The organism is Dyadobacter sp. HNCC25DJ184 (assembly GCF_056895215.1).
Genome location: NZ_JBXHAQ010000022.1, coordinates 19313 through 42603, shown reverse-complemented (window position 1 = coordinate 42603; position 23291 = coordinate 19313). Strand labels below are relative to the sequence as shown.

Annotated in this window: 24 protein-coding genes and 1 tRNA gene; 20 read left to right on the top strand and 5 right to left on the bottom strand. The window is 40.9% G+C overall.

Features of this window, described 5'->3' with window-relative positions:
• The 9 genes from AC1XUD_RS24690 to AC1XUD_RS24650 all read left to right on the top strand — a co-directional run bounded on the left by AC1XUD_RS24690 (position 1) and on the right by AC1XUD_RS24650 (position 9972).
• A complete protein-coding gene (locus AC1XUD_RS24690) occupies positions 1-522 on the top strand; it encodes a lysozyme (protein ID WP_483363715.1) in 522 nt (173 codons plus the stop codon).
• A complete protein-coding gene (locus AC1XUD_RS24685) occupies positions 519-1025 on the top strand; it encodes a phage holin family protein (protein WP_483363714.1) in 507 nt (168 codons plus the stop codon). The genes AC1XUD_RS24690 and AC1XUD_RS24685 overlap by 4 nt, the downstream gene beginning before the upstream one ends.
• On the top strand, positions 1022-1276 hold the full coding sequence (locus tag AC1XUD_RS24680) for a hypothetical protein (protein WP_483363713.1): 255 nt from the start codon (positions 1022-1024) through the stop codon (positions 1274-1276). Before AC1XUD_RS24685 ends, AC1XUD_RS24680 begins: the two co-directional genes overlap by 4 nt.
• 258 nt (positions 1277-1534) lie before the next feature.
• Positions 1535-1786, top strand: a complete 252-nt coding sequence (locus AC1XUD_RS24675) for a hypothetical protein (RefSeq protein ID WP_483363712.1) — start codon at positions 1535-1537, stop codon at positions 1784-1786.
• Positions 1786-5091: a hypothetical protein gene (locus AC1XUD_RS24670; RefSeq protein WP_483363711.1), complete on the top strand. Its 3306-nt coding sequence runs from the start codon at positions 1786-1788 to the stop codon at positions 5089-5091. The genes AC1XUD_RS24675 and AC1XUD_RS24670 overlap by 1 nt, the downstream gene beginning before the upstream one ends.
• Positions 5092-5104: 13 nt before the next feature.
• Entirely contained in the window at positions 5105-7231 is a 2127-nt protein-coding gene (locus tag AC1XUD_RS24665; RefSeq protein WP_483363710.1) for a hypothetical protein, read from the top strand.
• Between the two features lie 205 nt (positions 7232-7436).
• Positions 7437-8432, top strand: a complete 996-nt coding sequence (locus AC1XUD_RS24660) for an SDH family Clp fold serine proteinase (RefSeq protein WP_483363709.1) — start codon at positions 7437-7439, stop codon at positions 8430-8432.
• A 606-nt stretch (positions 8433-9038) separates the two neighbouring features.
• Positions 9039-9548, top strand: coding sequence for a Panacea domain-containing protein (locus tag AC1XUD_RS24655; protein WP_483363708.1), 510 nt, complete (start codon positions 9039-9041; stop codon positions 9546-9548).
• Positions 9541-9972, top strand: coding sequence for a hypothetical protein (locus AC1XUD_RS24650; RefSeq protein ID WP_483363707.1), 432 nt, complete (start codon positions 9541-9543; stop codon positions 9970-9972). The genes AC1XUD_RS24655 and AC1XUD_RS24650 overlap by 8 nt, the downstream gene beginning before the upstream one ends.
• Here the strand turns inward: AC1XUD_RS24650 and AC1XUD_RS24645 are convergent.
• The 4 genes from AC1XUD_RS24645 to tilS all read right to left on the bottom strand — a co-directional run bounded on the left by AC1XUD_RS24645 (position 9963) and on the right by tilS (position 12998).
• A complete protein-coding gene (locus AC1XUD_RS24645) occupies positions 9963-10172 on the bottom strand; it encodes a hypothetical protein (protein ID WP_483363706.1) in 210 nt (69 codons plus the stop codon). The two genes, AC1XUD_RS24650 and AC1XUD_RS24645, sit on opposite strands and share 10 nt — an antisense overlap.
• The gene (locus AC1XUD_RS24640; RefSeq protein WP_483363705.1) at positions 10166-11311 is read right to left on the bottom strand and encodes a tyrosine-type recombinase/integrase; all 1146 of its coding nucleotides are present in this window, start codon (positions 11309-11311) and stop codon (positions 10166-10168) included. The genes AC1XUD_RS24645 and AC1XUD_RS24640 overlap by 7 nt, the downstream gene beginning before the upstream one ends.
• Positions 11312-11398: 87 nt before the next feature.
• Positions 11399-11483: transfer RNA gene (locus AC1XUD_RS24635), tRNA-Ser, on the bottom strand.
• A 177-nt stretch (positions 11484-11660) separates the two neighbouring features.
• Entirely contained in the window at positions 11661-12998 is a 1338-nt protein-coding gene (gene tilS / locus AC1XUD_RS24630) for a tRNA lysidine(34) synthetase TilS (protein WP_483363704.1), read from the bottom strand.
• 74 nt (positions 12999-13072) lie between these two features.
• Here tilS and AC1XUD_RS24625 point away from each other — a divergent pair, with 74 nt between their 5' ends.
• The 11 genes from AC1XUD_RS24625 (at position 13073) to AC1XUD_RS24575 (ending at position 22715) form a co-directional block, all read left to right on the top strand.
• Complete coding sequence (locus tag AC1XUD_RS24625; protein WP_483363703.1) at positions 13073-14710, top strand: OstA-like protein; 1638 nt, start codon at positions 13073-13075, stop codon at positions 14708-14710.
• Positions 14711-14867: 157 nt separating this feature from the next.
• Positions 14868-15479 (top strand): T9SS type A sorting domain-containing protein, encoded by a 612-nt coding sequence (locus AC1XUD_RS24620; RefSeq protein ID WP_483363702.1) that lies wholly within the window; start codon positions 14868-14870, stop codon positions 15477-15479.
• Between the two features lie 72 nt (positions 15480-15551).
• A complete protein-coding gene (locus AC1XUD_RS24615) occupies positions 15552-16493 on the top strand; it encodes an outer membrane protein assembly factor BamD (RefSeq protein ID WP_483363701.1) in 942 nt (313 codons plus the stop codon).
• A 49-nt stretch (positions 16494-16542) separates the two neighbouring features.
• Complete coding sequence (locus AC1XUD_RS24610; protein ID WP_483363700.1) at positions 16543-16854, top strand: DNA-directed RNA polymerase subunit omega; 312 nt, start codon at positions 16543-16545, stop codon at positions 16852-16854.
• A gap of 141 nt (positions 16855-16995) precedes the next feature.
• Positions 16996-18201, top strand: coding sequence for a bifunctional phosphopantothenoylcysteine decarboxylase/phosphopantothenate--cysteine ligase CoaBC (coaBC, locus tag AC1XUD_RS24605; RefSeq protein WP_483363699.1), 1206 nt, complete (start codon positions 16996-16998; stop codon positions 18199-18201).
• Positions 18198-19109: a type IX secretion system protein PorD gene (gene porD / locus AC1XUD_RS24600; protein ID WP_483363698.1), complete on the top strand. Its 912-nt coding sequence runs from the start codon at positions 18198-18200 to the stop codon at positions 19107-19109. Before coaBC ends, porD begins: the two co-directional genes overlap by 4 nt.
• 24 nt (positions 19110-19133) lie before the next feature.
• The gene (locus AC1XUD_RS24595; protein WP_483363697.1) at positions 19134-19361 is read left to right on the top strand and encodes a hypothetical protein; all 228 of its coding nucleotides are present in this window, start codon (positions 19134-19136) and stop codon (positions 19359-19361) included.
• A gap of 134 nt (positions 19362-19495) precedes the next feature.
• Positions 19496-21151, top strand: a complete 1656-nt coding sequence (gene recN / locus AC1XUD_RS24590; protein WP_483363696.1) for a DNA repair protein RecN — start codon at positions 19496-19498, stop codon at positions 21149-21151.
• Positions 21152-21197: 46 nt separating this feature from the next.
• Positions 21198-21629 (top strand): polysaccharide deacetylase family protein, encoded by a 432-nt coding sequence (locus tag AC1XUD_RS24585; RefSeq protein ID WP_483363695.1) that lies wholly within the window; start codon positions 21198-21200, stop codon positions 21627-21629.
• 5 nt (positions 21630-21634) lie between these two features.
• On the top strand, positions 21635-22300 hold the full coding sequence (locus AC1XUD_RS24580; RefSeq protein ID WP_483363694.1) for an SCO family protein: 666 nt from the start codon (positions 21635-21637) through the stop codon (positions 22298-22300).
• Between the two features lies 1 nt (position 22301).
• Positions 22302-22715: a c-type cytochrome gene (locus AC1XUD_RS24575; RefSeq protein WP_483363693.1), complete on the top strand. Its 414-nt coding sequence runs from the start codon at positions 22302-22304 to the stop codon at positions 22713-22715.
• Here AC1XUD_RS24575 and lptC read toward each other — a convergent pair.
• Complete coding sequence (gene lptC / locus AC1XUD_RS24570; RefSeq protein WP_483363692.1) at positions 22669-23289, bottom strand: LPS export ABC transporter periplasmic protein LptC; 621 nt, start codon at positions 23287-23289, stop codon at positions 22669-22671. The two genes, AC1XUD_RS24575 and lptC, sit on opposite strands and share 47 nt — an antisense overlap.
• Positions 23290-23291: the final 2 nt, after the last annotated feature.

Below are 23291 nucleotides of genomic sequence, written 5' to 3'. Positions count from 1 at the left end.
ATGGCAAACCTGATAGTAAAAGATAGCACGGTTAACCTGATTGCAGGCTTTGAAGGTTTTTCAGCGTCGGCAGTTTGGGACTACAAACAATGGTCAATCGGATTTGGGAGCGGAAAGATGCCAAATGGCCTGCCAGTAAAACAAGGCGACAAGGTAACCAGAGCGCAAGCATTAGAGATGCTAAAAAGGGATGTACAGACATTTGCTAACAGTGTTAACAAACTTGTCACAAGCAACATTAACCAAAACCAATTCGACGCCCTAACATCTTTCTGCTATAACCTTGGAGCAGGTGCCCTACAAAGCAGTACTCTTTTGAAATTGGTAAACGCCAATCCGTCAAACTTCGAGGGAATCAAAAAGGAGTTTCTAAAATGGGTAACGGCGGGCGGTGTAGTGTTGGAAGGTTTGCAAACCCGTAGAGAAAAAGAATCCAATTTATATGCGAGTGGAGCGGTTTCGGCAAGTAATATTATTTGGATTGTATTGATTGTTGTACTATTTCTTTTCATAAAAAAATGATCAATACACTTAAATATTATCTCTCCACAATGTTTGAGAAAGGCTACGCATCATTCGCAATTTTCATTACTGTATTCAGGGAATTGTTTGCAAAATATATTTTCAATGATTGGGAGTTTGTAGGGTTCCTTTTTATTGCAATTATTCTCGACACATTTTTTGCAACATTATCAGTTGTAAAAAATCAGGGAGTAAAAAGCCTTTCGATGAAAGAAGCAGAGAAATTTCTAATTAAGATTTTTCTGTATTTCGGCACACTGATACTTTCCCATATTTTGGGAAAATTCACAATTCACGGAAAGCCAAATAATTACTTTACTTGGATAGATACGTTTCTGTATTCCTACATGATGGCAAAGGAAGCATTAAGCGTAATGAGGAATATAAATTCTGTTTCTCCAAGTTTTATTTCGAATGTGTTTATTCAAAAAATAAATAGGTTCCAAAAAACAGGAAACGTTTCCGATTTAATAAAAGACGAAGAAAACGAAAATAAACAATGATGAATTTAAAAGTGATCCAAACCGTGACATCTGTCATTACCGCACTAAGACCATTTGCATTTGCTATGATCGGCGGCGCAGTTGTCGCAGGCGTTCAACAATGTTCAAATAAACCACCAGTTCAATTGGTCGTAACCAATCAGCAGTATGAAAATCAAATTGACGACATTCGGGCAAAGCAAGAAGCTATATCTAATAGCTTGCCTAGCATTGATTCCTCTTTGCGCTATCTGTCAAAGCGTTACAAATAACCCTCCTAAGGGGCTTTCAATACTTGAAAGAAAAGCCCCGGAAATCGTGCGGGACTTGCAAATGTGTGATCTGGTAAAGGTCGAACGAGATATTTTAAAGTCCTACAATATTTCCCTCTCCGCTCAAAACAATGAGTTATCCGCCAACCACAAAGCGGTTTATGATCAACTCCTGATTCAGCAAACCAAGACCAAGAAAAGGGGGAAAGTAATTTTCATGCTCGTAGCCGTATTTATCCCTATTATCATCATACGAAAATGAAGAAAATAATCATTGCATGCCTGCTTTTCCTGCTTTGGGAAATGTACAAACGACAACGCGAGCAGGCGCGTTACAACGTCCTTTTAAATTCGGTTAGACGCATCCCAATAAGCAATAACAGCCTAACGACGGGAACGGGCGAAACCGATACCGCCACACAGCAACTAGTTCAACAGTTGCAAGGTCAGGTTGCTAACCTGACTAATAAGATAAACGATTTTGAAGAACTAAACTTTGGACTTACATAATGAAAAAATTATTTTTCTTAACGCTTTTGTGGCTTACCTCGTATAGCCTCTTTGCGCAAAATCCGATTCGGGATGCAAAAAATGCCGTGAGTGCAACGAAAGAAGTCCGATTGAATATGCTGCCGAACGGCACTATTTCCGGCATCTTCGAAAAAGTGATTGGCCTTGTTGAAGGCCGTATTCCGTCAATGACCAAAGCGCAGTTCTTGGCAGGTCAGGCAGATACTACTGCCCTTGTGGTTTTATTGAAAGAACCGCTGAACTCTCAATACTATGTGTATTCATATACTGGCGACACAACGGCCAGTACGTCGGATAAGGACGGACAATTCGACGGATACCGGAAAATTGTCGCTGGTAAAAGGAGCTACGAGATTCAGGAACGAGTTGTAACACCGGGTCAATTCGGCGCAAAAGGCGACGGTATAGCAAATGATTTTGCTGCATGGCAAAGAACTATTGCTTATGTCAAGGCACAATCAAAAGCACCTGCGATCATTGCCGACGCCGCCGCCTATGAGTTTGCAGGCGGAAACCTGATCATTGACAAAGCCAAGATTTCTATATTCTCGAATGGTTCAGGGATTGAGAATGGCCAGATTAGTGTTTCTTCTCCTACGTGGGGGCAGGAATACAGTGCTACAGTTCAGGGTTTGAATTTCAAATACGATACGTTCATCAAAAACAATGGCACTGATCGTAGTGGGCGATTTGGTGTTTACATCAAAAATGTAACGCGGGTAAAAGTACTTGACAACACTTTTGAAAATACGAACTCAGGAGTGTACTTCGAACCTACGGGTTATAAGCAGGCAATAAAAACAATCAAAATTGTCGGCAATAAATTTGGTAAGTCAAATTACGGCATATGGATTCCGAAAGTAACGGATTCGACCTATGCCACTGTTCCCGCTGGCAACAATAAAGCTACGCGCCTTGTAGGCGATATAACTGTTACAGATAATGAGTTCCGAGGCCCAGAACTTGACGCCGTAAACATGTATGGAATTGACGGGATTCAATTTCATAACAACCTCATATTCATGCCTAATTACCTGAACTCGGCGGGCTTTGCATCTAAAAGGTACAATTTTGCATGTGAGGGATGCACGTATATGAATATGACTGGAGGGCAGTTTTTTGAGGCAGGACTCGACGCCGTTTTATTAGTCAACTGTGATTTGGTAATCTTTTCAAATAATCACATTGCGTTACCTGGTCAGACCTGGTCAGGATCGGCAATACATATAAAACGCACCTCCGCTGTTTCAGACGCTACCAAGTATTTTGAAAGTTTCAATTTCAATAACATAACCATCGACGGAAGTACAGAAAAGGCCGTATTTCTCGAAGGAAACGATTTCCCATCGACCGGATACCGTTTTACAAACATTCACCTTCGCAGGTTTTTGCAATCAGGCGTTTACTATGGTGACGACGGCGACATTACACCACCGCGCCCACTTCCAACGAACGTTCCTAAATATTCATTGTACGCCGAAAAAGCTTATAACAACGTCATATGGGATGCCGAAGTTGATCAATACAATTCAGACAGGCACTATGTTAGTTTAGGTCAGGGTGGGCGGTTCCATGAGGGCAACGCGTACAATAATACAGAGGTAAAAGGTACTTCGCTCAATCCGACCGGAATCACAGATTTCACGGCAAAGGATGATAAGCAGTATATTTTTGAAAATAAATTCACTCGTTCATCGACTGGATATAATGATCCGGCATTTTGGACGACCAATACGGGTATCATAGCAAAGGATACTTCTTTTGCGATCGGGCCACGAGGTACAGTCAATGCGGCAGGCGGGAAACTCACGGCCACTTCTACCAGTGGAACCCACTATATCAGCACAGCCGGGACGATGGCCGTTACGAAAACTGTCGGTGATTCTTCTGCCTTGACATTTTCAGGATACTTTAAAGCTCCAGCCAATAGTACCCGACCAGTAGTTTCGATTATGTTGGCAGGCGGTTTCACGAATTCAAAAGGTGCACAAATTGTGTTTGATGCAAAATCGGGTGTAATCGGCTATGCAAAGGGAACCACATTTGGAGGGTACACTAGTGATGGGATGTATGTCAGAAATCCAATTATCACCAAGGCAGAAGACGGTTGGTGGAAAGTTGTCATCACGTGGCTTCCTGCTTCCGGGTCAGCAACGACCAATGTAAGAATTCACATGGCAGAAAAGATGAGTCCAGTAGGATCATTCACTTATGCCGGGGATGCAAACAGTGTACTATATCTGGCGGATTTACAATTGAGCAATACCAATATTGAACTTCCTCATAGTGTCACCACCGGAACAGCAAGGGCAAGAACTCCAATTGTTTACAGCACTTCAAGCATTAACAACGTTACTGACAACACGGGGACAATCATTTACACTCCTGATGGTGTAGGCGGTTTGATTAGCAAATATATCGCTGATGGAAAAGCACGGGTAAGAGAGAATCAAATCATATCTTCTGGAAACATGACGTCTAGCGCGTGGAGCGGCACGAATGTAGCAAGAACGAATATTACAACAACTGCAACCCCATCAGCTTTTTTGGGGAATGTTCTCAAGGTTTCTGAAAATAGTACGGGCAATGCACAGAGGGCGGTCTATCCTGCTAATGGAATCACAAAAGCGGATTCGGCTATCGTGTATACCTATGATTTTAAAGCGAAAGCCGCAGAGATCAAATTTATGAGTTTGCTGCTAACCAACAGCACATTTACAAATGGGGTTAGGGCTGATTTTGATTTGGAAAAAGGAGAGGTTTTAAATGGAAGTACGAGTGTTACAGGAGGATATGAATTAAGAGCTATTCGTATTTCCAAAGAGAATAACGGTTATTATCATTATGCAATAACCTTCCTCTCTCCTGCTGGTGTTACCTCTGTTAGACCAGCTCACTATTTTAAACCCAATGGCCTCTCTATTGGAAATGCAGCTTATACGCCGGGGCCGACAACCGGAAGCGGTTTAGGATTGGGAACGGATGGTTTTTTAATGGCCGAACCACAGCTGACAGAAACTTATTACGCTATATCATATAGTGCATCTTCGGCGGGAGTTCCTGTTACAAAAACACTATTGACTGACTGGAAAACTATGGAATGGACTGTTAGCACTGCTACGACAGCTCAGACAAAAACAACACTCAATGCGTCCTATTCCACTTACAAAGCAGGTTCGGTTGTGTTTTTCCCTTCAATGACAGGGGGGGCTACAAAGTTTACAAAAGTAGATGGAACGTCAACTAGCGATTGGATTGCGCAGCCTGTTTCTATAACACCATAACTAACACATTCCAATGTCAAAGAACAATTTTGAATCATTCCTTTCCAATAAGAACAACCGGGGTTTCATATTTTTTATGATCGGTGTCATTTGCCTGTACTTCTACACTAAGCAGAAGTTAAAGCAATCTGAATCAAACGATTCCTATTCAAGTCTGAAATCAGGATATACCACAGGCGGAAAGGAAACGGACACAGACACTACAACCACCGTACCAGAAACAGAACCCCCTGTGAACAATACCTACATTTCACAAGCGTACGGTTCGGAAGTGATTACTTCAAGCGGGCGAAATTTCTCATTCAGCGGATCGCCTAACCTGAAACTATCTTTTGAAAACGGAAACATTACCGATGCAACGCCCGGACTTGTTCACGGTAACCCATCGCGGTATAATGGAAAATATTGTTTCTACATGATCGGTTACAGTTACTTCAATGATAACGGCGACAGCGCACATGTGTATGAAGCGTTCCAAGGTCAATACTTACCTGACGGTGTTTACACGATCCGCCGTTTTGATTGCGACGAAGATATTAAAACATTGACGGATTTTGAGGCGGGCATATCTGGTTATCCGATTGCAACCGGGGTTAATGAGTTTAACGCCCAATTATCAGAAGTCAATGTAATTATCCGAAGCGGTGAAAGCTCAACGGTTCCGGGATGGCTTAAAGTATCAAGGGCTTTGAACTTTGTTGAGAATGTGCCAAACAAAGCTTTTGGAAAGAAGATCTTCGCAATTGAATCCATTAATAGAGGGGACACGCCAGAAAAATACCATGCAAAGGGTGTTCATACTCAAATGCTATTTGGTTCTAATGCGAATCAACCCAACACGTTCAGGTGTTTTGAAATGCGGAAATTGAACGACGGAGAACATTACTCTGATCAGGAAATCAGGGATTCCTTACGCGGCTGGATTTATCAGTATGGCTTAACACACAACAGTGTCATTACTGATCAGTTCCCGGAAAACGCCGGGGCACAGTATGCGGAAATGTCGAGCCGGATCGCACTAGCTTATGAAGAGGCGTTTAATCTTTTGAAAGAACGAAACCCTGCATTGACCAAAAGAGATATGAACCTCTTTGGAAGCTACGGCGGAGACGACCTTTTTGGGTTGATATACCGCAAAGCATTGGCAGTTATGAGCAAGGCCGATCTTGCCAAATATCTAGGCGAGAAAGTTTTTAGTTCTTGGAATGAAGAAACTGGTAGTTTCCGCAACGACACAGTAGCCTACTATGAATCTGGTCAGCACAAGAAACGAAACGTGAACGTATCATACTATATGTACAATAACATATTCATGATCCCTTACGAACTGGTTTGTGCTAATGAGCGGGTTAAAATTGGCACCAAAACCTATCAGGAGGAAAACAACGAATCTGATTGGTTTGTATTCGGTTGGATTGGAAATCAAACCCGCGTGACGGGCGAAGATGGCTCTCAGATTGGTGTAGAAGAAAATGGAACCGGGGAAATCATCAAATACGCAAATGGTGATATATGGCGTTACCCCTCTTTCAATTCAATGATTGGCGAACATCATACCCTTGGATTCTGGTCAACTCTTTTAGGCCGGGGAATTGGGCTTTGGGATGGCGGCGGGACTGGGTACGGAAAAGACAAAACCAAAATTGACTACTACGCCCCTAATGCATGGCCAATCAAATGGCGGCCAACGGGTGGCGATTGGCAAGAATATCAATCAGGTGTTAATGGCGCACCATTAAACGCGGCAGATGGGTTGAAAGATGCGCTTTACGCTACCGTAGTTGACGTTACAATGGCCGGGCGGCAGGATGCCCTGCAACTCGAAGGATACGCCGACGTAATCAATTATGCCTCTTACAATAGTAGCCGTAAAAACTTCGTAGCAACGCCCGGACAAGCAGGATTCCATCTAAACGGTTTCGGGGTTCTTAACAGGGGAATGCTTGCTTTCAAAGATGCATTTGACCAAAAGGCCGGTTTGTCACTAATCACCCAGGGGGCAAAAGGAAAAGGTGCGGTTTACTATAACGGTTTCCTTTCAGCAGACGACTACGAAGATGATGTTACATTGACCCATAACGGGCAAACTGTTAACCTTGGCCGTGTGTATGGCCGTCAAACAGTTTTTAGAAAGTTTTAGATAAGGGTTTGTGAAATCATATGTATTATAAAGGCCGTCCGGTATCCGGGCGGCCTTTATTGTTTTCCAAAAATAGGCAATTATGTACGAGTTGGGACAGGAGGGTGGACATCCAAATTTGACCGCTTAGTAAGTTGTCTGCTGCCTGAAATACAATTGTGAAACTATTTTTGCATTTTGAGAGGAAAATTCAAACATACTCTAGATGAGAGCAGAAAGACTAAAATTTATAGGCGAGATTGAAAGACTTAGGAAATCAAAAGTAGTTTTATATGTTACTGGCACTAGGCAAGGCTTGGAAACGCAGATTGAAACGGACATTCTTCCAATTTTTGCGGATCACTTGGATGAGGTAGGCGACGTGGGTAAGATTAGTCTTATTTTGTATTCAAATGGCGGTAGCACCTTGGCAGGATGGAGTATCGTTAATCTAATTCGTAGTTTCTGCAAAGATTTTGAGGTAATTACGCCATCTAGATGTCAGAGTGCAGCAACTTTATTAAGCCTTGGCGCAAATAGGATAATAATGACAAAGCAAGCCACCTTAGGCCCTATCGACCCTAGTACTAACGGATTTATGAATCCATTAGTAGTTGTTGACGGGCAGCAAATGCGAGTTCCTGTTAGTGTAGAACACGTAAATGGATACATAGATATGGCAAAATCCGACTTGAATATTACCGATCAGAAAGAATTGAAGGATGTTTATTTAAAATTAGCAGATCATATTCATCCTTTATCTCTTGGTAATGTGTACAAGTCGAAAGCCCAAATTCAGATGCTTGCCGAAAAATTGCTTAAATACCACGAGATAGAAGTCGAAGATATTCCTAAGGTAGTCAGCTTTCTTTGTTCAGAATCAGGTAGCCATGATTATACGATATATAGAAAAGAAGCAAAAGAATCCTTGGGTCTAAATATTGAAAAACCCGATGACAATTTATACGCAATCATAAAGGCAATCTATCAGGATTTTGAAGCGGAATTAAACCTTAGAAACCCTTATAACCCTATGGTTGCACTGGGCGGACAAACTACAGTGCATTATGAACATCGAAGAGCCATTTTGGAGAGTATTTCAGGTGGTGGTGATACTTATATAAGTAGAGGAACGTTATCTTTACAACCGATACCTGGAACTACTCAAGCTACGTTGCAAGATAATCGTATATTTGAAGGTTGGTCACATGAAAACGCATAATAACTATATGACAAAACAATCTACTACGGGGGTTAATCCTTCAACGATCACTTTAAGTAGTACAGCTGCAATTCCTAGTTCAGGAGGAAACACAAGTCCGAACTTTGCATTATTTGGTAAAGTGGTGCCGACGAAAAAGGTGGTGTATTCAAGTGTAAAATAAACTTTGTTGCGAACTGGAAATTTCAGAGAGGCTTCGGCCTCTTTTTTGTTTTTAAAACAACTATTGATACCAAAGCAAGTAACTGATATTTGGTTGACAAATATAGGCAACTATATACTACTTGGGACAAGAGGAAAAGCGAGCACCCATTCCCTAAAAGTCGGGGGTAATTTTTGGAGGGGCCAATTCATCAGTGTCAATACACTTAGACCTTCTCATGGTTGGGAGACACACCTTTAAATCAAAGAGCGTATCAACCTCCTAATAGTCTTCGCGGCTTTGCGAGGGACTCTTAGGATACTGTCAGTACCGGGGTTGGGTATACTTGCAAATGTTAAAATATTTTAGCATAGAAACGCATAGAAAAATTTTGCGATTCGTTATATTTGTGAAAATTGCACAGAAATACAAAAAAGTTCAATCAAATATAAATAATATACAATATGCTTATCGCTTCATCTAGTAGAAAACTTAGTGACAAGCCTCAGCTTATTGCTGATTATTTTATCGCATTAGCTAATTCTACTGGAAGTTTAATTACAAATCTAAAATTGCAAAAACTGGTATTTTATACCCAAGCGTGGCATCTTGCTGTGTTTGGATATGAAATTTTTAAGGAAGACTTTCAAGCATGGGTGCATGGGCCTGTTTTGCCACCGCTTTATGATCAATATAAATATCTTCAATGGAAACCAATTGACAGATCTGATTTGACAGAAGATTCTTTGCCACAAATTTCGAAAGAACTTTCAGCAAATGTTCAGGAAATACTACATGACGTAGTTGAGGAGTATTTTCATTTAGATGCTTACGCGTTAGAAAAAAGTACTCACCAGGAAGATCCTTGGTTGAAAGCTAGAAAAGGATTATCTCCTGACGAACCTTCAACTAATATTGTTACTAAGACAGATATGATCAATTACTATTCTCAGTTTGTAAAACGGAATGGGTAAGAATTTTGATCGGGGAAAGCCAAGTGCTAAGGGAACAAAGTATATTGAGATACCAGACAAAGAGTCTACCCATTTAGATTTAGTAAAGTTTTCATTCAAATACCTAATCTTAGATAATGATCTGTTCTCCTACAAAGATAGGGGAAGTGAGTATTTTATAAGTTTTATCGAGAGGTTAAAGCACATTTGTTGTATGAAGTGCCAAGAGCTCAAATATCCAACGGTTCAAGCATTAAGAAATCACTATATTGACTGGAGTGCTACATCTCAGGAGTCCTTTGGTTTGAAAAATGAAGACCAACTTGTTGATAGGCCTTTTCAATTTGGGATTACAGGCAATGAGCATGGAAGAATAATAGGTTTTTTCATCGAACCTACTTTCTATGTTGTTTGGTTTGATCCAAATCATAATACTTACTCATAGGGAACTTTCGCATTAGAGTGAAGAAGGATTCTTTCATAATCCTTCTTCACTTCCATATCCATTGCTTCGAGCTTTCGTAGTTCTTTAAGAAATCCTAGCTTTTCATCTTCCGGCACACATTTGTGAGGCAAAGACGTGGTGTCTGGCTGTCCTGTCCCAACTGCTATATAGTTACCCAAATATATTATTCCACCTACCATGAATAATCATTGACCTTTGGATCAGTCCTAAGCCCTAACGACTTAAGGTAAATGTCTGTGATCTGGATACTGCTATGCCGTAACATATTCTGTAATTCCTTTATTCCAACGCCCGCCCGGTAGGCATTTACCGCGCCTGTGTGTTTCCAACTGTAAAGAGTGTAACCCCGATCAGCCAACCCAAGTGCCTTAAGAGCCTTTTCGTGCCTTCTAAAAGGAACCTGCTTTCCAGAAACTATTAAACCGGGTTTAATTCCTTGCCCAAACAATAAGAAATTATCAGGTAGATTGGCTACAATCCCTTTTCGCATTAGCTCATGTAACGGCGGAATAATTACCGCCGTTTCAGTTTTACCATTCTTGGAGATTTGTCCGGGTACTGTTATGAACGAGTAGTCGGGTGAGATATTCTTAAATCTTATTTTCTGCAACTCACCCGGACGGATAAAAGCATAGTATATAAACCTTGTGAACAAATATAGCTCAGGTTCGTTTTTGCTTAAATACTCTTCTACCCTAACCCGGTCATCATCTGTAAAAGCTATATTCTTTTCACTTTCCTTTATTTTCAGAGCTTTTACCTTGAAAGGGTTTTCTTTAATTCCAGTACGCTCCATGAACTTACTGTAAAGCGTTGCAAGGCTAGCTATGTTATTGTTTGCTGTTCGCGCTGAATTATGCTTCTCCGCAATAAGCCAGTCACGAAATACAACCGCGTCCGGGGCTGTCAGGCCGGAAGGAATAGAACGATTAACATAGTATTCTGAAAATTTATTTAATGCTGACTGGTAAGTAATTACAGATTTGTGTTCAAGACTGCCAATTGAAATGTTCAATATGTTTTGCAGTGCCACAACTATATTTTGGGGTTCCTTGATTTTCTCATCAATAGGCTTCACTTTACCGAAAACATAGCCTGATTGTAAGTGCTTGGTAATTTTCTTCATTACCTCATTTGCCCAAAGGTTGCGTTCCTTCGCCGTTTTAAACTTCTCAGGGCACATGATCCTTTTCAGCTCCATTTGTTCCGTACCTACATTCATTGCCTGAAACTGAACATACCAACGTTTCGTAAGATCGCCTTTTCTATTATACAATTTCGGCAATATGTAGGCTCTTTGCCCTTCGTGTTTGCTCATTCCGAACGTTTCAGAGTCATTGTAAAAAGTAACAATGACAGTGACAAAAATCAAAAATGCCCCTCCAATTGCTTGGAAGGGCATTTGCAGAGAGAGAGGGATTCGAACCCCCGGACCTGTTACAGTCAACGGTTTTCAAGACCGTCGCAATCGACCACTCTGCCATCTCTCTAAATATCTAGCCGTTTGCTAAATGTGGTGCAAAATTAACCAGAAAACTTTCATCTGCAAGAATTTTCATCAAAAAGTTTGTTCACACTAGCTTAAAACCAGTTGGCATCAACGTCGTCGTCACACTAACTATCTCAAATACAATCGGATCCGACGGCGTGACTTTTTCTAATAATTTTCAAAAAATTGCCTCCTTTGAAAACGCGCACTCAATAACTTTGGTAGTTTCTGATCCCACCCTGAACTTTTCCGAAGTTCGGTGCCCTAGGAGCCAAATGATTTCCCCATCTCCATTTACCAGCACCTTTGTTTCTTCTTTCTGAAATCGGTCAATTTTTAAGTCAATCAATATATCACTTATCTTTTTTCGCTTACCCTTCATCCCAAAGGGAGCCATTTTGTCGCCCATCTGCCATTTTCGCACGGAAAGCGGGAAGGTAATTAGGTCTCCATCGAAAAATGCAATACGTTGATCATTGTTGAAATCTGGAATATTAGGTAATTCCAAAAGAAGCAACCTGCCGTTTCCAACTTCAAAAGATCCTATACTTTCAATCACGATTTCAGCGTACTCCCCTTCAATAATCTTCCCGACAATAATATCTTTCCTATCGATTAATAACTTAAATTTTTCGGAGTAGAATACTCTACCACTCTCTTTTTTAAGTGACTCATATATCTTCCGTGATTGATCGTATTCAAACCCAAATGAATCAATAATGAACCATAACCGATAGATTGGCTCTTCGACCATCAATATTGAATCAATTGGTATTCGGAAGCCTTCCCCTTCTTGAACGACGACTCCGGCGGACCATTGCCGAAGATAAAGTTCGACCAGATTACCGGCCGCAGCCACTTTTTCAGAGGTCACCCCGTACGTATTTTCAAGGGAAGGATTAAGTTTTTTCAATACGGGAATGACCTTATGTCGGATCAGATTGCGTTTATAGTTCAACGACGAATTCGAGCTATCTTCTCTCCATTTCAGCGCTTCCTCTTTTACATACTTGTCAATCTGGCTTCTGTTCGCGAAAAGTAATGGACGAATAAGACGCCCGTTGACCGGCCTTATCCCTTTCAAGCCGGCAATCCCCGTTCCTCTGGTCAAATTTAGCAACGCAGTTTCAAAGGAGTCGTTCAGATGATGTGCGGTCGCAATCCATTCATATCCATTTTGCTCCCTAATCTGTTCAAACCAACGATACCTTAACGCTCTTGCCGCCATTTGGGTAGAAACAGAATACTCATGGCAATATGCCTTTATGTCAAATTTTATGGTAAAAAACGGAAACTCATACTCTTTGGAAAGCCCTTCTACAAACAATTCATCATCATCCGAATCCTGCCCTCTCAAACCAAAATTACAGTGGGCAACTCCGGCTTTCAATCCCGCTTTGTGGAACAAATTCATCATCACTACTGAGTCAATCCCACCACTCACAGCCAGTAAAGTGGAGTGCTCTGTCAATGCCGGTTTGAATTGGTTAATAAAAGTTAAAAAAGAATCCAACATATCCTTATCCCGTCGTATTTGATGTACTTTTGAGTTGCTGTAGCCCTGTAAATCGTTTCATAAAACGACTTAAAATGCAGATTTTCAAAGTTACAGCATTGGAAATGAACCTGATGAAAAATTTATATATAAAAAACCGCAACACTTTTAAACCATTCAGCGTCAATTACATCACAGGTATAGCGATGATTATGATATGCCTGTCCGGTTGGCTGACGCCAGGAGTTCTGATGGCTCAAAATGTACCTTCAGCGACTGGATCTACTGATTTGGTCGAGATCCTGAAATCGGACGAGTTAGAAATAATCAACGAGAATGGTGTTGAAACACGAAAAGTAACAAACGGCGTTTTCAAGCACAAGGGGGCACTTTTGTATAGCAATCTAGCCATCCAAAACAGGACTACTAACGTGATCGAGGCTTATGGGAATGTTCGGATTGTTCAAGGAGATACCATTACTGTGACAGGAGACACGCTCTATTATTACGGAAATACCCGGTTAGCGATTGTAAGTGGAAAGAAAACGGTCTTGACCGATAGGAAACGGACTCTCACTACCCGTAAAATGGAATATGATATGGCGAATGGAATTGCATATTATAAGGTTCCCGGAAGAACGGTCGACGAAAGTGATATTTTAACCAGTCAGGAAGGATTTTATAACACCCTGACTAAAGAATTCACCTATTATACAAAGGTGAAACTAGTCAACAAAAAATATACGCTTACAACGGACACTTTGCTGTATAATTCGGTGACCAAATGGAGCTATTTTAACGGGCCGAGTAAAATTGTAAACAAAGACGGAACGGTACTCGCAACCCGTGGTCAATATAACACGGAAAGCAGTCAGTCGGTTTTTAAAACTCGAACAACCGTTGATAATGAGACATATACACTCACAGCTGATTCTCTTTCCGTTGATGGAAAAAGCAATAATGGTATGGGGAAAGGGAGTGTTGTCATTGTAGCAAAGAAAGATAAAACGGTATTGAATGGCGACGAGGGATATTATGTAAAGGATAAAGGTTTCTCAAAAATTTTTGGGCATGCCTATGTCAGAAATGTAGTTTCGGATGACACATTATATATCCGGGCCGACACGCTTTATTCATATGAAAACGCGCGTGACAGTACCAGGAAGCTGGTAGGCAACAAAAATGTGTTTATTTATAAGTCTGACTTTCAAGGTCAATGCGATTCGATTATATATAATACGGCTGACTCTATTATCAAATTTTTCAGGAAGCCTATTTTGTGGAGCGATCAGTACTATCAAATGGAAGCCGATACGATCACGACGTTCCTGGTTAACAATGAGATAAACAGAATGTTACTTAAAGGTCATTCATTTGTCATAACAGAGGATACGTTAGTCAAGCAATTCAATCAGGTTAAAGGAAGAACGATCAATGCCTATTTTGGTGAAAAAAATATGTTGAAACAGGTGTTGGTGGACGGAAACGGAGAGAGCGCATATTATGCAGTAGACGACAAGCAGAAAATGATTGGTTTGAACCGAGTCGAATGCGCCAGGATGAACCTGCAGTTCGTAGACAACCGGGTTAATAGAATTGCGTTTATAGGCAAACCGGACGGTCGTCTCATCCCTCCTTCCAAAATATTGGTGGCGGAACGCGAGTTGGAGGGATTTAGTTGGCGGATTGAAAGCAAACCAACGAAGGAAAAGGCCACCTGGCAAGAAAAATAACAGATAACAGGTGCTTTTCAGGCACAATTTTTGAAGAATAATAAATTTATTGCATTGATGATACAATAAATTTTGAACATCCAAAAAATTCTATATATTTTTGTAATATACATACTGCATGTGGAACTCGCGTCAGTATGGTTTCCAAAGACATGCTATGAGAAAAAATATACTCCTCTTAATACTGACGATTACCTTCCTGGGAGAGTTTGCGTACGCGCAATCGACTCAGAGTGGTAGCCGTCTGAACATGACAAAAACGAAAAAACCGGCTATCGTTGCGACCAAATTCTCGATGGCTCCATCCAACCTGATATACAAACCACTATCTCTTCAAAATCCGAAAGCGATCAGTGCATTTTATAGAAATTTCCTTTTTGCTCCAAACACTTCAACAGAAAGCAGTGCCATACTAGTATCTGAAGAGGTTGAGAAAAACATTGAAAAGAAAGTTCCGGCTGCATCTGCAAATATCAAATCGGAAGAGCAGTTGTTTTCGAACGACAAAATATCGGTATCTAATATTTACCCCAATCCAGCAAGTGAGTACGCCGAATTGGACTACAATATGTTACCTGCGGTGAGAGACGCGAAGGTAGTCTTTTATAATATTCTGGGTTCTTCAATGAATGAATTCACGTTATCAAAAAACGAGAAAAAGCTTCGAGTAAATACCCGCGAAATGCCAACAGGGCTATATTTTTATCAATTGGTGTTAGACGGAAAGAAAGTAGCCACCAAAAAAATGCTCGTTCGGCATCAACAGTAGCGTTTCAAATACTTTATGAGCTGCACATTCGTTATGGATCGTGTAGCTTTTTTTTATTACCTTTGCGGTCATATGCGAAATAATGGTCTTGCAAGTACAATCTTGCTCTTTTTGTTTGTAATAGCACTTAGCTCTTGCAGTAAGTTTTCCAAACTTCAAAAAACTGGTACTGACCAGCAGAAGTACGATGCCGCGATGACCTATTATAAAAAAGGTGATTTCTACAAAGCTGGAATCCTTTTTGAAGAGCTTATTCCTTTATTGAAGGGAAGTACAGAATCAGAACTTGCTCAATTCTATTATGCTTATACCCAGTATCAGCAAGGTCAATATAATACCAGCCAATTCCTTTTCAAGAAATTTTACGATACATACGCCAGAAGCGACTACGCTCAGGAATCGTATTATATGCACGCGTTTTCTTTATACAAGGACTCTGCGCCATATAACCTCGACCAGACCAGTACTTTTACAGCAATATCCGCCTTACAGGATTTTATCAACACCTATCCTGACAGTCCTTTCCGGGAAGAATGTACCAAGTTCATATTAGAGCTTCGCTCAAAGCTGGAAAGGAAGGCTTACGAGAAAGCCAAACTTTACTACAAAATCAGTGATTTTAATATGATGTCGCTGAAGTCGTCTGTAATTTCGATCAGCAACTTTCATAAAGACTTCCCTGATTCCAAGTACAACGAGGAGTTGGCATTTTTGAAAATGGATGCACAGTACCGTTTCGCTGCCAACAGTTTGAACTTTAGTTTGGATCAGCTGATTAAACAAAAGGAGCGTTACCAGGCCGTAGTAAAATTTCATACGGAATTGGTAGACAAATACCCGAATAGCAAATACCTGAAGGATTCAGAAGGAATGTATGAAAACAGCCAGAAAGAATTAGAATCAATTGCAAAAGTTGAGGCGAATCAGCTCAAAAATAAACAATCGCTGCCAAATCCAGAGACAAAGCCTGCAAAAGTGACTGCTCCATCATCGGCAGAGACAAGGGCAGAATAAAAGAGAAAAAATTAAGTTAGAATCAATAGATAAAACATACCAAGTGAATATGGCAACGAATCCATCCATCATAACACGCGATACTGATAAGATCGCAGATGTAACTGGTAACCTGTACCAGTCTGTTTCTGTGATCTCGAAAAGAGCCCGTCAGATATCCAGTAAGATGAAAGAAGAATTGAATAACAAGCTGGCTGAATTTGCTTCAGGTGTTGATAATCTTGAAGAAGTTTTTGAAAACCGTGAGCAAATCGAGATTTCGAAATTCTACGAAAGAATGCCGAAAGCCGGAAGCATCGCTATTGACGAATTCATAGAAGGCAAAACTTACCATGCCTTCCGCGACAGTTCGGAAGAATAATTGGTCCTAAAACCACTGAGGCCAGTCGCAATTCACCGAAAGGTGTTTTACGTCTGGCTTTTCTTTTGGAACAAATCGCAGGATTTCCGACATTGCCAATTCGATATACCTATCAACTAATGAGAATCAATCTCATATTCCATGCTTAAAGGCAAAAAAATACTTCTGGGTGTCAGCGGAAGTATAGCTGCATACAAATCTGCGATACTGACCCGTCTTCTAGTAAAAGAGGGAGCGGAAGTGCAGATTGTAATGACTGAATCAGCAAAGGACTTCATCACACCGCTTACCTTATCAACCCTCTCCAAAAAGCCGGTTCTAAGCACATTTGCAAATAATGAAACAGGACTTTGGAATAACCATGTTGAGCTGGGTCTTTGGGCTGATGCGTTCATCGTTGCGCCCGCTACAGCCAAGGTTATTTCAGGCTTTGCAAATGGATATAGCAACGATCTTTTGAGCACGACTTATCTGTCTGCGCGATGTCCCGTTTTTATTGCACCAGCTATGGACCTGGATATGTATCAGCATCCGGCCACACAGAAAAACTTGTCTACTTTGTCAGACTACGGCAATATCATTATTAGCCCGGAATTTGGTGAACTTGCAAGCGGACTCGTTGGCTCAGGCAGATTGGCAGAACCTGAAGCGATTGTAAGGGTTTTAGAAAAACATTTCGCTGCAAGATCCGTTGCCAAAGGCAAACGTGTACTGATCACTGCCGGGCCAACTGTGGAACCTATTGATCCTGTCCGTTTTATAAGCAACAGGTCTTCAGGGAAAATGGGATATGCCATAGCTGAAGCTTTTAGCAACGCAGGTGCTCAGGTAACGCTCGTAAGTGGACCAGTATCCATTCAATTACAGAATGACGATATTCAACTTTTAAATGTTGAAACTGCAGCGGAAATGAGTGCAGCAGTTGCAGAGAAATTCGAGAGCCATGATCTTATTATTTTCGCAGCGGCCGTGGCTGATTACACCACGAAAACCGTGGCACCTCAAAAGATAAAGAAGAGCTCCTCGGAAATGACGATCGAGCTGATTAAAACAAATGACATCGCAGGGACTTTGGGTCCACTTAAAAACGATAATCAGTTGATCATGGGATTTGCGCTAGAAACAGAGAATGAGCTGGCAAATGCGATGGATAAACTTACTCGTAAGAACTTTGACTATATTGTTCTCAATTCGTTGAACGATTCAGGAGCAGGCTTCGCGCACGATACCAACAAAATATCCGTTATAGATAAGTACGGTGCTGTTGACGAGTTTTCGTTAAAATCTAAAAAGGAGGTAGCCCAGGATATTCTAAATATTGTACTCCAAAAATGGAGCGAAGCATGAAAAAAGTCTTTTTTATCCTTTTGTTGACATTTTTTGCATCTGATCGGTCATTTGCTCAGGTGTTCCAGTTTACAGTAAATGTAAATTATGATCAACTTGTATCGCAACAAAAGACAGATCCTCAGTCTATGGCTAAGCTTCAGTCTTATATATCGGATTTTCTGAACAGTTATAAATTTTCGGATGATGTTTTCGGGAAAGATGAGAGGATAAAATGTAAACTGAACCTCAATCTGGTTTCTTCACCCGCTCAGGGAATCTTTGAGGGAAATGCCCAGCTGATTGTCACAAGGCCTGTTTTTAATTCAGATTATGAAACGGTTCTTTTTACTTATGTTGACAAAAATGCCAAATTCACATATTTACCCACTACCCAACTTTATTTTAACGAAAATAGCTTCACTGAGGAACTCCCCTATCTCTTGGCATTTTACGGATATATCGCGCTTTCATTTGACTACGATTCCTTCAGCAAACTAGGTGGTACACCTTACTTAGAGAAAGCATTTAATATCGTCAATCTTGCTCGAAATTCTTCCGGTTATAAAAAAGGTTGGGAACAGGGTGGAGATTCAAAAAACCGATATTCGTTGATTGAAAATCTCAGAAGTCAGCAATTTATTCCCTTCCGTGAGAGTATGTATAATTATTATCGCCTCGGTCTTGACGTTGTCACTGAAAATCCTGCCGAAACCCGTATTAAAGTGATGGAAACCTTGAACACAATAAGGGATGTTTCCTTACAACGACCAGCTAGTATCTTAATTAATTCATTTTTTGACGCTAAATCCACAGAACTTTATAATATCCTTGCCGAAGGAAGTCCCGAACAAAAATCGCAGGCATATACGCTGCTAACCAACCTGGACCCGGGTAAAACGCAGCTATATCAACGACTTTCTCAATAGTTTCCGCATCTCCCCTATTTCAAAATGAGTAAACGAATCGTCAGAATTACCGGAGCGCATATTTCGTCTTCGATTGCGGATGTTCTTAATAAAATGGTAAATGTGGTGTTGGATAACGGAGAAACTTACTTTGGAACCATCCACACCAACAACCCGACCGAAATTACATTTTTAGACACCAGAAGCCATTTACACAAGTTTCAAATCAAAGACATATTCGAAATTTTATACGATCAAACTAGTCATTACTGACAACGGGAGTTCCCGCTGATCACATGTTACTAATTTTCGAATTGTTTTTATGTTGGCTATATTCGTAAACTGGAACAATCAAAAATCCACTAATACAAAACTTACCTTTACACCATTGCCTCCTATTCAAAGTAATGCTTTCCAATCTTCTGATCAAGAACTACGCATTAATTAAGCACCTGGAAATGAGCCCCGACCCAGGGCTTAATATTATCACAGGTGAAACAGGAGCAGGAAAATCCATCCTGTTAGGTGCAATCGGACTCTTACTGGGAAACCGTGCGGATACCCGTACACTTTACGACAGCTCTGAGAAGTGTGTTATTGAAGGAACATTCAATCTGGCCGGCTACGAAATGTCGCAAATGTTCGAGGAAGAGAATATTGATTTTTCGGATGAGTGCATAGTGAGAAGAGAGATTGCCGTTTCGGGAAAATCGCGGGCGTTTATCAATGATACGCCCGTAAATCTGGATACACTCAAAAATATCAGCAACCAACTTCTGGATATTCACTCCCAAAACGATACCATTCTATTGGGCAACAACGACTTTCAGTTACAAATTATTGATTCCTTTGCTGGTAATAGCGAATTACTTACCGAATATAAAACTTCATATCAGCTTTATAAACAAAGAGTTACTGAATTTGAAAGTCTGAAAAAGGAAGCTGCGCAACTTCGTAGAGAATCGGATTATGATCAATTTCTATACGAAGAGTTATACAATACGCGCATCGAGCCTGACGAACAGGATTCTTTGGAAAAAGAGCTGAATATTATTGAAAATGCTGCCGAAATTAAAGAAAAGCTAAGCACAGCGCACCAATATCTTGACAATAGCGACACATCGGCATTAGAACTCCTGAAAGGCTCGATCGGCCAACTGAATCAAGCTGCCCGCCTCGTGCCGACCTATGATAGTCTTAGAGAAAGAGCGCAAAGCTGCCTGATCGAATTGCGTGATATTGCAGATGAAATCAGTGAGCTCGAAGAGACGGTGTTTGTCGATCCTGCGCGTGTGGAGGTGATACAGGATCGGCTCAATATCTTTTACAATCTCTTGAAAAAGCATCATGCTTCCACTTTGCCTGAACTTCTTAATATTCAGAACCGACTGGGGGAAAAACTGCATACGGTGATGAACCTTGATGACGCGCTTCAAAAAGCAGAGAAAGCGCTCGACATCTCGCAAAAAACCATGATTCGCCTGGCTGAGTCTCTTTCCAAGCGGAGGGTCGACGTCCTGGATTCTATCCGAAAACTTATTCTTGAGAGACTTACGGATTTGGGTATTCCTAATGCAAATATCCAATTTGACGCAAGCAAAACATCTCCCGGGCCTTCGGGCATTGATACCATTGTTTTTCTGTTCAGCAGCAATAAAGGCATTGTACCTCAGGAATTAAAACAAGTTGCCTCTGGAGGCGAATTTTCACGATTGATGATGGTGATTAAGTATATCGTTGCTGATAAGAGGAAATTACCTACCATTATTTTTGATGAGATAGACACGGGTGTGTCGGGAGAAATTGCCAAAAAAATGGGAAAGATGATGCTGAATATGGCTCAGAAACATCAGATTATTGCCATTACGCACCTACATCAGATCGCCAGTAGTGGGAACGCACATTATTTCGTTTATAAAGATCATTCGTCTGACAAGACGGTAAGTTCGGTTAAACGGCTTACTTCTGACGAAAGGGTGATGGAAATCGCACAGATGATAGGCGGACACAATCCGTCGGAGGCAATCATATCAAACGCCCGCGAAATGATATTAAAGGATTAAGCTTATTTTTGCCATTATTAAATAACCCACCAACAAACGCCCTTATATGAAAAGAGCTGTACTCATATGTCTAATGTCTTCCGTTATCCTGTCATGTCAGCAGGAGCGTGATAAAGTCAATGACCTTGAAGCAGAAGTATTGCAGGTTCATGACGAAGTAATGCCCAAAATGGAAGAGATGGTGTCTCTGAATGCGCGCCTTTCAAAAAAGATTGGCAGACTGGATAGTCTTCAAAATGAAGGAATTACTGGTAACAGTCTTGCTCAGGATCGTGCCAAGATTATTGGCATCATCAGAAAGCTTGACGAATCAGATAGCTTAATGATGGTTTGGATGCACGGATATAACGGCGACTCGGCCAAGAAACTGGATACCAAAAAAGCATTAACATATTTTGAAACTGAAAAAATAAAAATTGATAAAGTGAAATTGCTAACCGATAAAAGTATCGAAGAGGCAAGATTAATATTAGAGTAAATATCATGAATGGACACAAAGGAAGAGGTTTTATATTAAATCTGTTGACGTTAATAAGTATAGTTTCTGCTGCTGTTTCTTGTCAGTTTGAAAGGAAGAAGTTGCCAATATATGGTGAAAGAGATTGGACTAAAAAAGTGGTTGATGGGAAGGAAGTCGTCGATACCATCTATCATACCATCCCGCCCTTCAAGTTTGTAAATCAATATGGGGATACCATCACCGAATCTTTGGTAAAGGACAAAATATATGTGGCCGATTTCTTTTTTACCACCTGCCCAACTATTTGCCCAATCATGAAAAAGGAAATGAAGGAGGTTTTTAAAGAATTTAAAGAAAATCCCGACGTTCTGATCCTTTCTCATTCCATTGATCCTGAGCATGATACTGCTGCATTACTACATCAATATGCTGAAGACTTGGGTGTTCTGAGTCCTCAATGGCAATTTTTGACAGGGGAAAAAGAGAAGATTTATGAGATCGGCCAGAAAAGCTATATGGTTCCAACCAAGGAAGATAAGACAGCCGAAGGTGGTTTTCTCCATAGCGGTGCGTTCATTCTGATTGATAAGGACCGCCATGTAAGAGGAATGTATGACGGCACGACCGAAGAAGGAAGAAAAAAACTGATTGCAGATATGCATATTCTATTGGACGAATACAAAAATTAGCATGAGAAATATGCGTAATGCGATATTCGCCCTTTGTCTTTCGGGATTCTCGGGTATTTGGATATTCTCCTGCCAGAGCGCCGAGGAATTAAAAAAGGAGCAGTATTTCGTGGAAGGGTACCAGCTTTATACAACGCACTGCGCCAATTGCCACCAGGACAACGGGAAAGGAATGGCCAATCTATATCCACCGCTTCTGGAAGCAAAAGTCTTTCAGCAAGCTGAAATAATGCCCTGCATGATCAAATATGGCACGCCCGGTTCGAAAGGCAGACCTATGCCAGGAAATGCCAAACTCACCGACCTGGAAATTGCAGAAATAATGACTTTTGTGAAAGTGAAATGGGGTCGGGATTCGTTGATAACAACTACCGAGTTTGTGCAGAATTCACTTTCGAAGTGTCCTGGGAAGTAGAATTCGGAAGCCCCTCAAATCTATAAGTACCAGTTCCTTTCCGGAATTTTATTCTTGAAAAATCCTGTTCGGCGTCCATGCCGACTGCGTTAGTCACCTCGTTAGTCAGCTGATTTCTGATCGAAATCGGCTTATCAGTAAATACCTTCTGTGTTCGTGGGCTCCACCGAAGTTCCGAGGTTTTGAGAATCTCGTTAGTTTGGGATTTTACAACTCTGACATTCCCTATTACCAGATAAATATCTGAGCTCTTCTCATAACGCCCCGAATCTGCACGCAGACGCGTGATCAGTAGACCTGTTGGATCATAGAAATCAATATTGACGGTATCCGGAAAAACTTTATCCTCGTTGCGATACTTCAACTCCTTAGGAGTCTTCATCTGCACCTTTCTCATACCCTGCTCGCTATATAGCACCTGCACATCGTTTACGATCTCGATAGGTCCGTTGTAAGGTTTTCCAATTTTGTCTTTTTTTTCTTCACAGGAAGAAAACAGACTGGCACATAAAAGTGAAACCAGCAGGTAGAACCCACTGGCTAAAATTGTTTTTATATATAATAAATTCGTCATCA

Coding starts and splice junctions, on each gene's coding strand:
- AC1XUD_RS24670 (WP_483363711.1), top strand. CDS start 1,786: ATGAAAAAATTATTTTTCTTAACGCTTTTGTGGCTTACCTCGTATAGC.
- AC1XUD_RS24650 (WP_483363707.1), top strand. CDS start 9,541: ATGGGTAAGAATTTTGATCGGGGAAAGCCAAGTGCTAAGGGAACAAAG.
- AC1XUD_RS24625 (WP_483363703.1), top strand. CDS start 13,073: ATGCAGATTTTCAAAGTTACAGCATTGGAAATGAACCTGATGAAAAAT.
- AC1XUD_RS24585 (WP_483363695.1), top strand. CDS start 21,198: ATGAAAAGAGCTGTACTCATATGTCTAATGTCTTCCGTTATCCTGTCA.
- AC1XUD_RS24645 (WP_483363706.1), bottom strand. CDS start 10,172: ATGGTAGGTGGAATAATATATTTGGGTAACTATATAGCAGTTGGGACA.
- AC1XUD_RS24680 (WP_483363713.1), top strand. CDS start 1,022: ATGATGAATTTAAAAGTGATCCAAACCGTGACATCTGTCATTACCGCA.
- recN (WP_483363696.1), top strand. CDS start 19,496: ATGCTTTCCAATCTTCTGATCAAGAACTACGCATTAATTAAGCACCTG.
- coaBC (WP_483363699.1), top strand. CDS start 16,996: ATGCTTAAAGGCAAAAAAATACTTCTGGGTGTCAGCGGAAGTATAGCT.
- AC1XUD_RS24660 (WP_483363709.1), top strand. CDS start 7,437: ATGAGAGCAGAAAGACTAAAATTTATAGGCGAGATTGAAAGACTTAGG.
- AC1XUD_RS24640 (WP_483363705.1), bottom strand. CDS start 11,311: ATGAGCAAACACGAAGGGCAAAGAGCCTACATATTGCCGAAATTGTAT.
- AC1XUD_RS24690 (WP_483363715.1), top strand. CDS start 1: ATGGCAAACCTGATAGTAAAAGATAGCACGGTTAACCTGATTGCAGGC.
- AC1XUD_RS24575 (WP_483363693.1), top strand. CDS start 22,302: ATGAGAAATATGCGTAATGCGATATTCGCCCTTTGTCTTTCGGGATTC.
- AC1XUD_RS24655 (WP_483363708.1), top strand. CDS start 9,039: ATGCTTATCGCTTCATCTAGTAGAAAACTTAGTGACAAGCCTCAGCTT.
- tilS (WP_483363704.1), bottom strand. CDS start 12,998: ATGTTGGATTCTTTTTTAACTTTTATTAACCAATTCAAACCGGCATTG.
- AC1XUD_RS24675 (WP_483363712.1), top strand. CDS start 1,535: ATGAAGAAAATAATCATTGCATGCCTGCTTTTCCTGCTTTGGGAAATG.
- AC1XUD_RS24665 (WP_483363710.1), top strand. CDS start 5,105: ATGTCAAAGAACAATTTTGAATCATTCCTTTCCAATAAGAACAACCGG.
- lptC (WP_483363692.1), bottom strand. CDS start 23,289: ATGACGAATTTATTATATATAAAAACAATTTTAGCCAGTGGGTTCTAC.
- porD (WP_483363698.1), top strand. CDS start 18,198: ATGAAAAAAGTCTTTTTTATCCTTTTGTTGACATTTTTTGCATCTGAT.
- AC1XUD_RS24685 (WP_483363714.1), top strand. CDS start 519: ATGATCAATACACTTAAATATTATCTCTCCACAATGTTTGAGAAAGGC.
- AC1XUD_RS24595 (WP_483363697.1), top strand. CDS start 19,134: ATGAGTAAACGAATCGTCAGAATTACCGGAGCGCATATTTCGTCTTCG.
- AC1XUD_RS24620 (WP_483363702.1), top strand. CDS start 14,868: ATGAGAAAAAATATACTCCTCTTAATACTGACGATTACCTTCCTGGGA.
- AC1XUD_RS24615 (WP_483363701.1), top strand. CDS start 15,552: ATGCGAAATAATGGTCTTGCAAGTACAATCTTGCTCTTTTTGTTTGTA.
- AC1XUD_RS24610 (WP_483363700.1), top strand. CDS start 16,543: ATGGCAACGAATCCATCCATCATAACACGCGATACTGATAAGATCGCA.
- AC1XUD_RS24580 (WP_483363694.1), top strand. CDS start 21,635: ATGAATGGACACAAAGGAAGAGGTTTTATATTAAATCTGTTGACGTTA.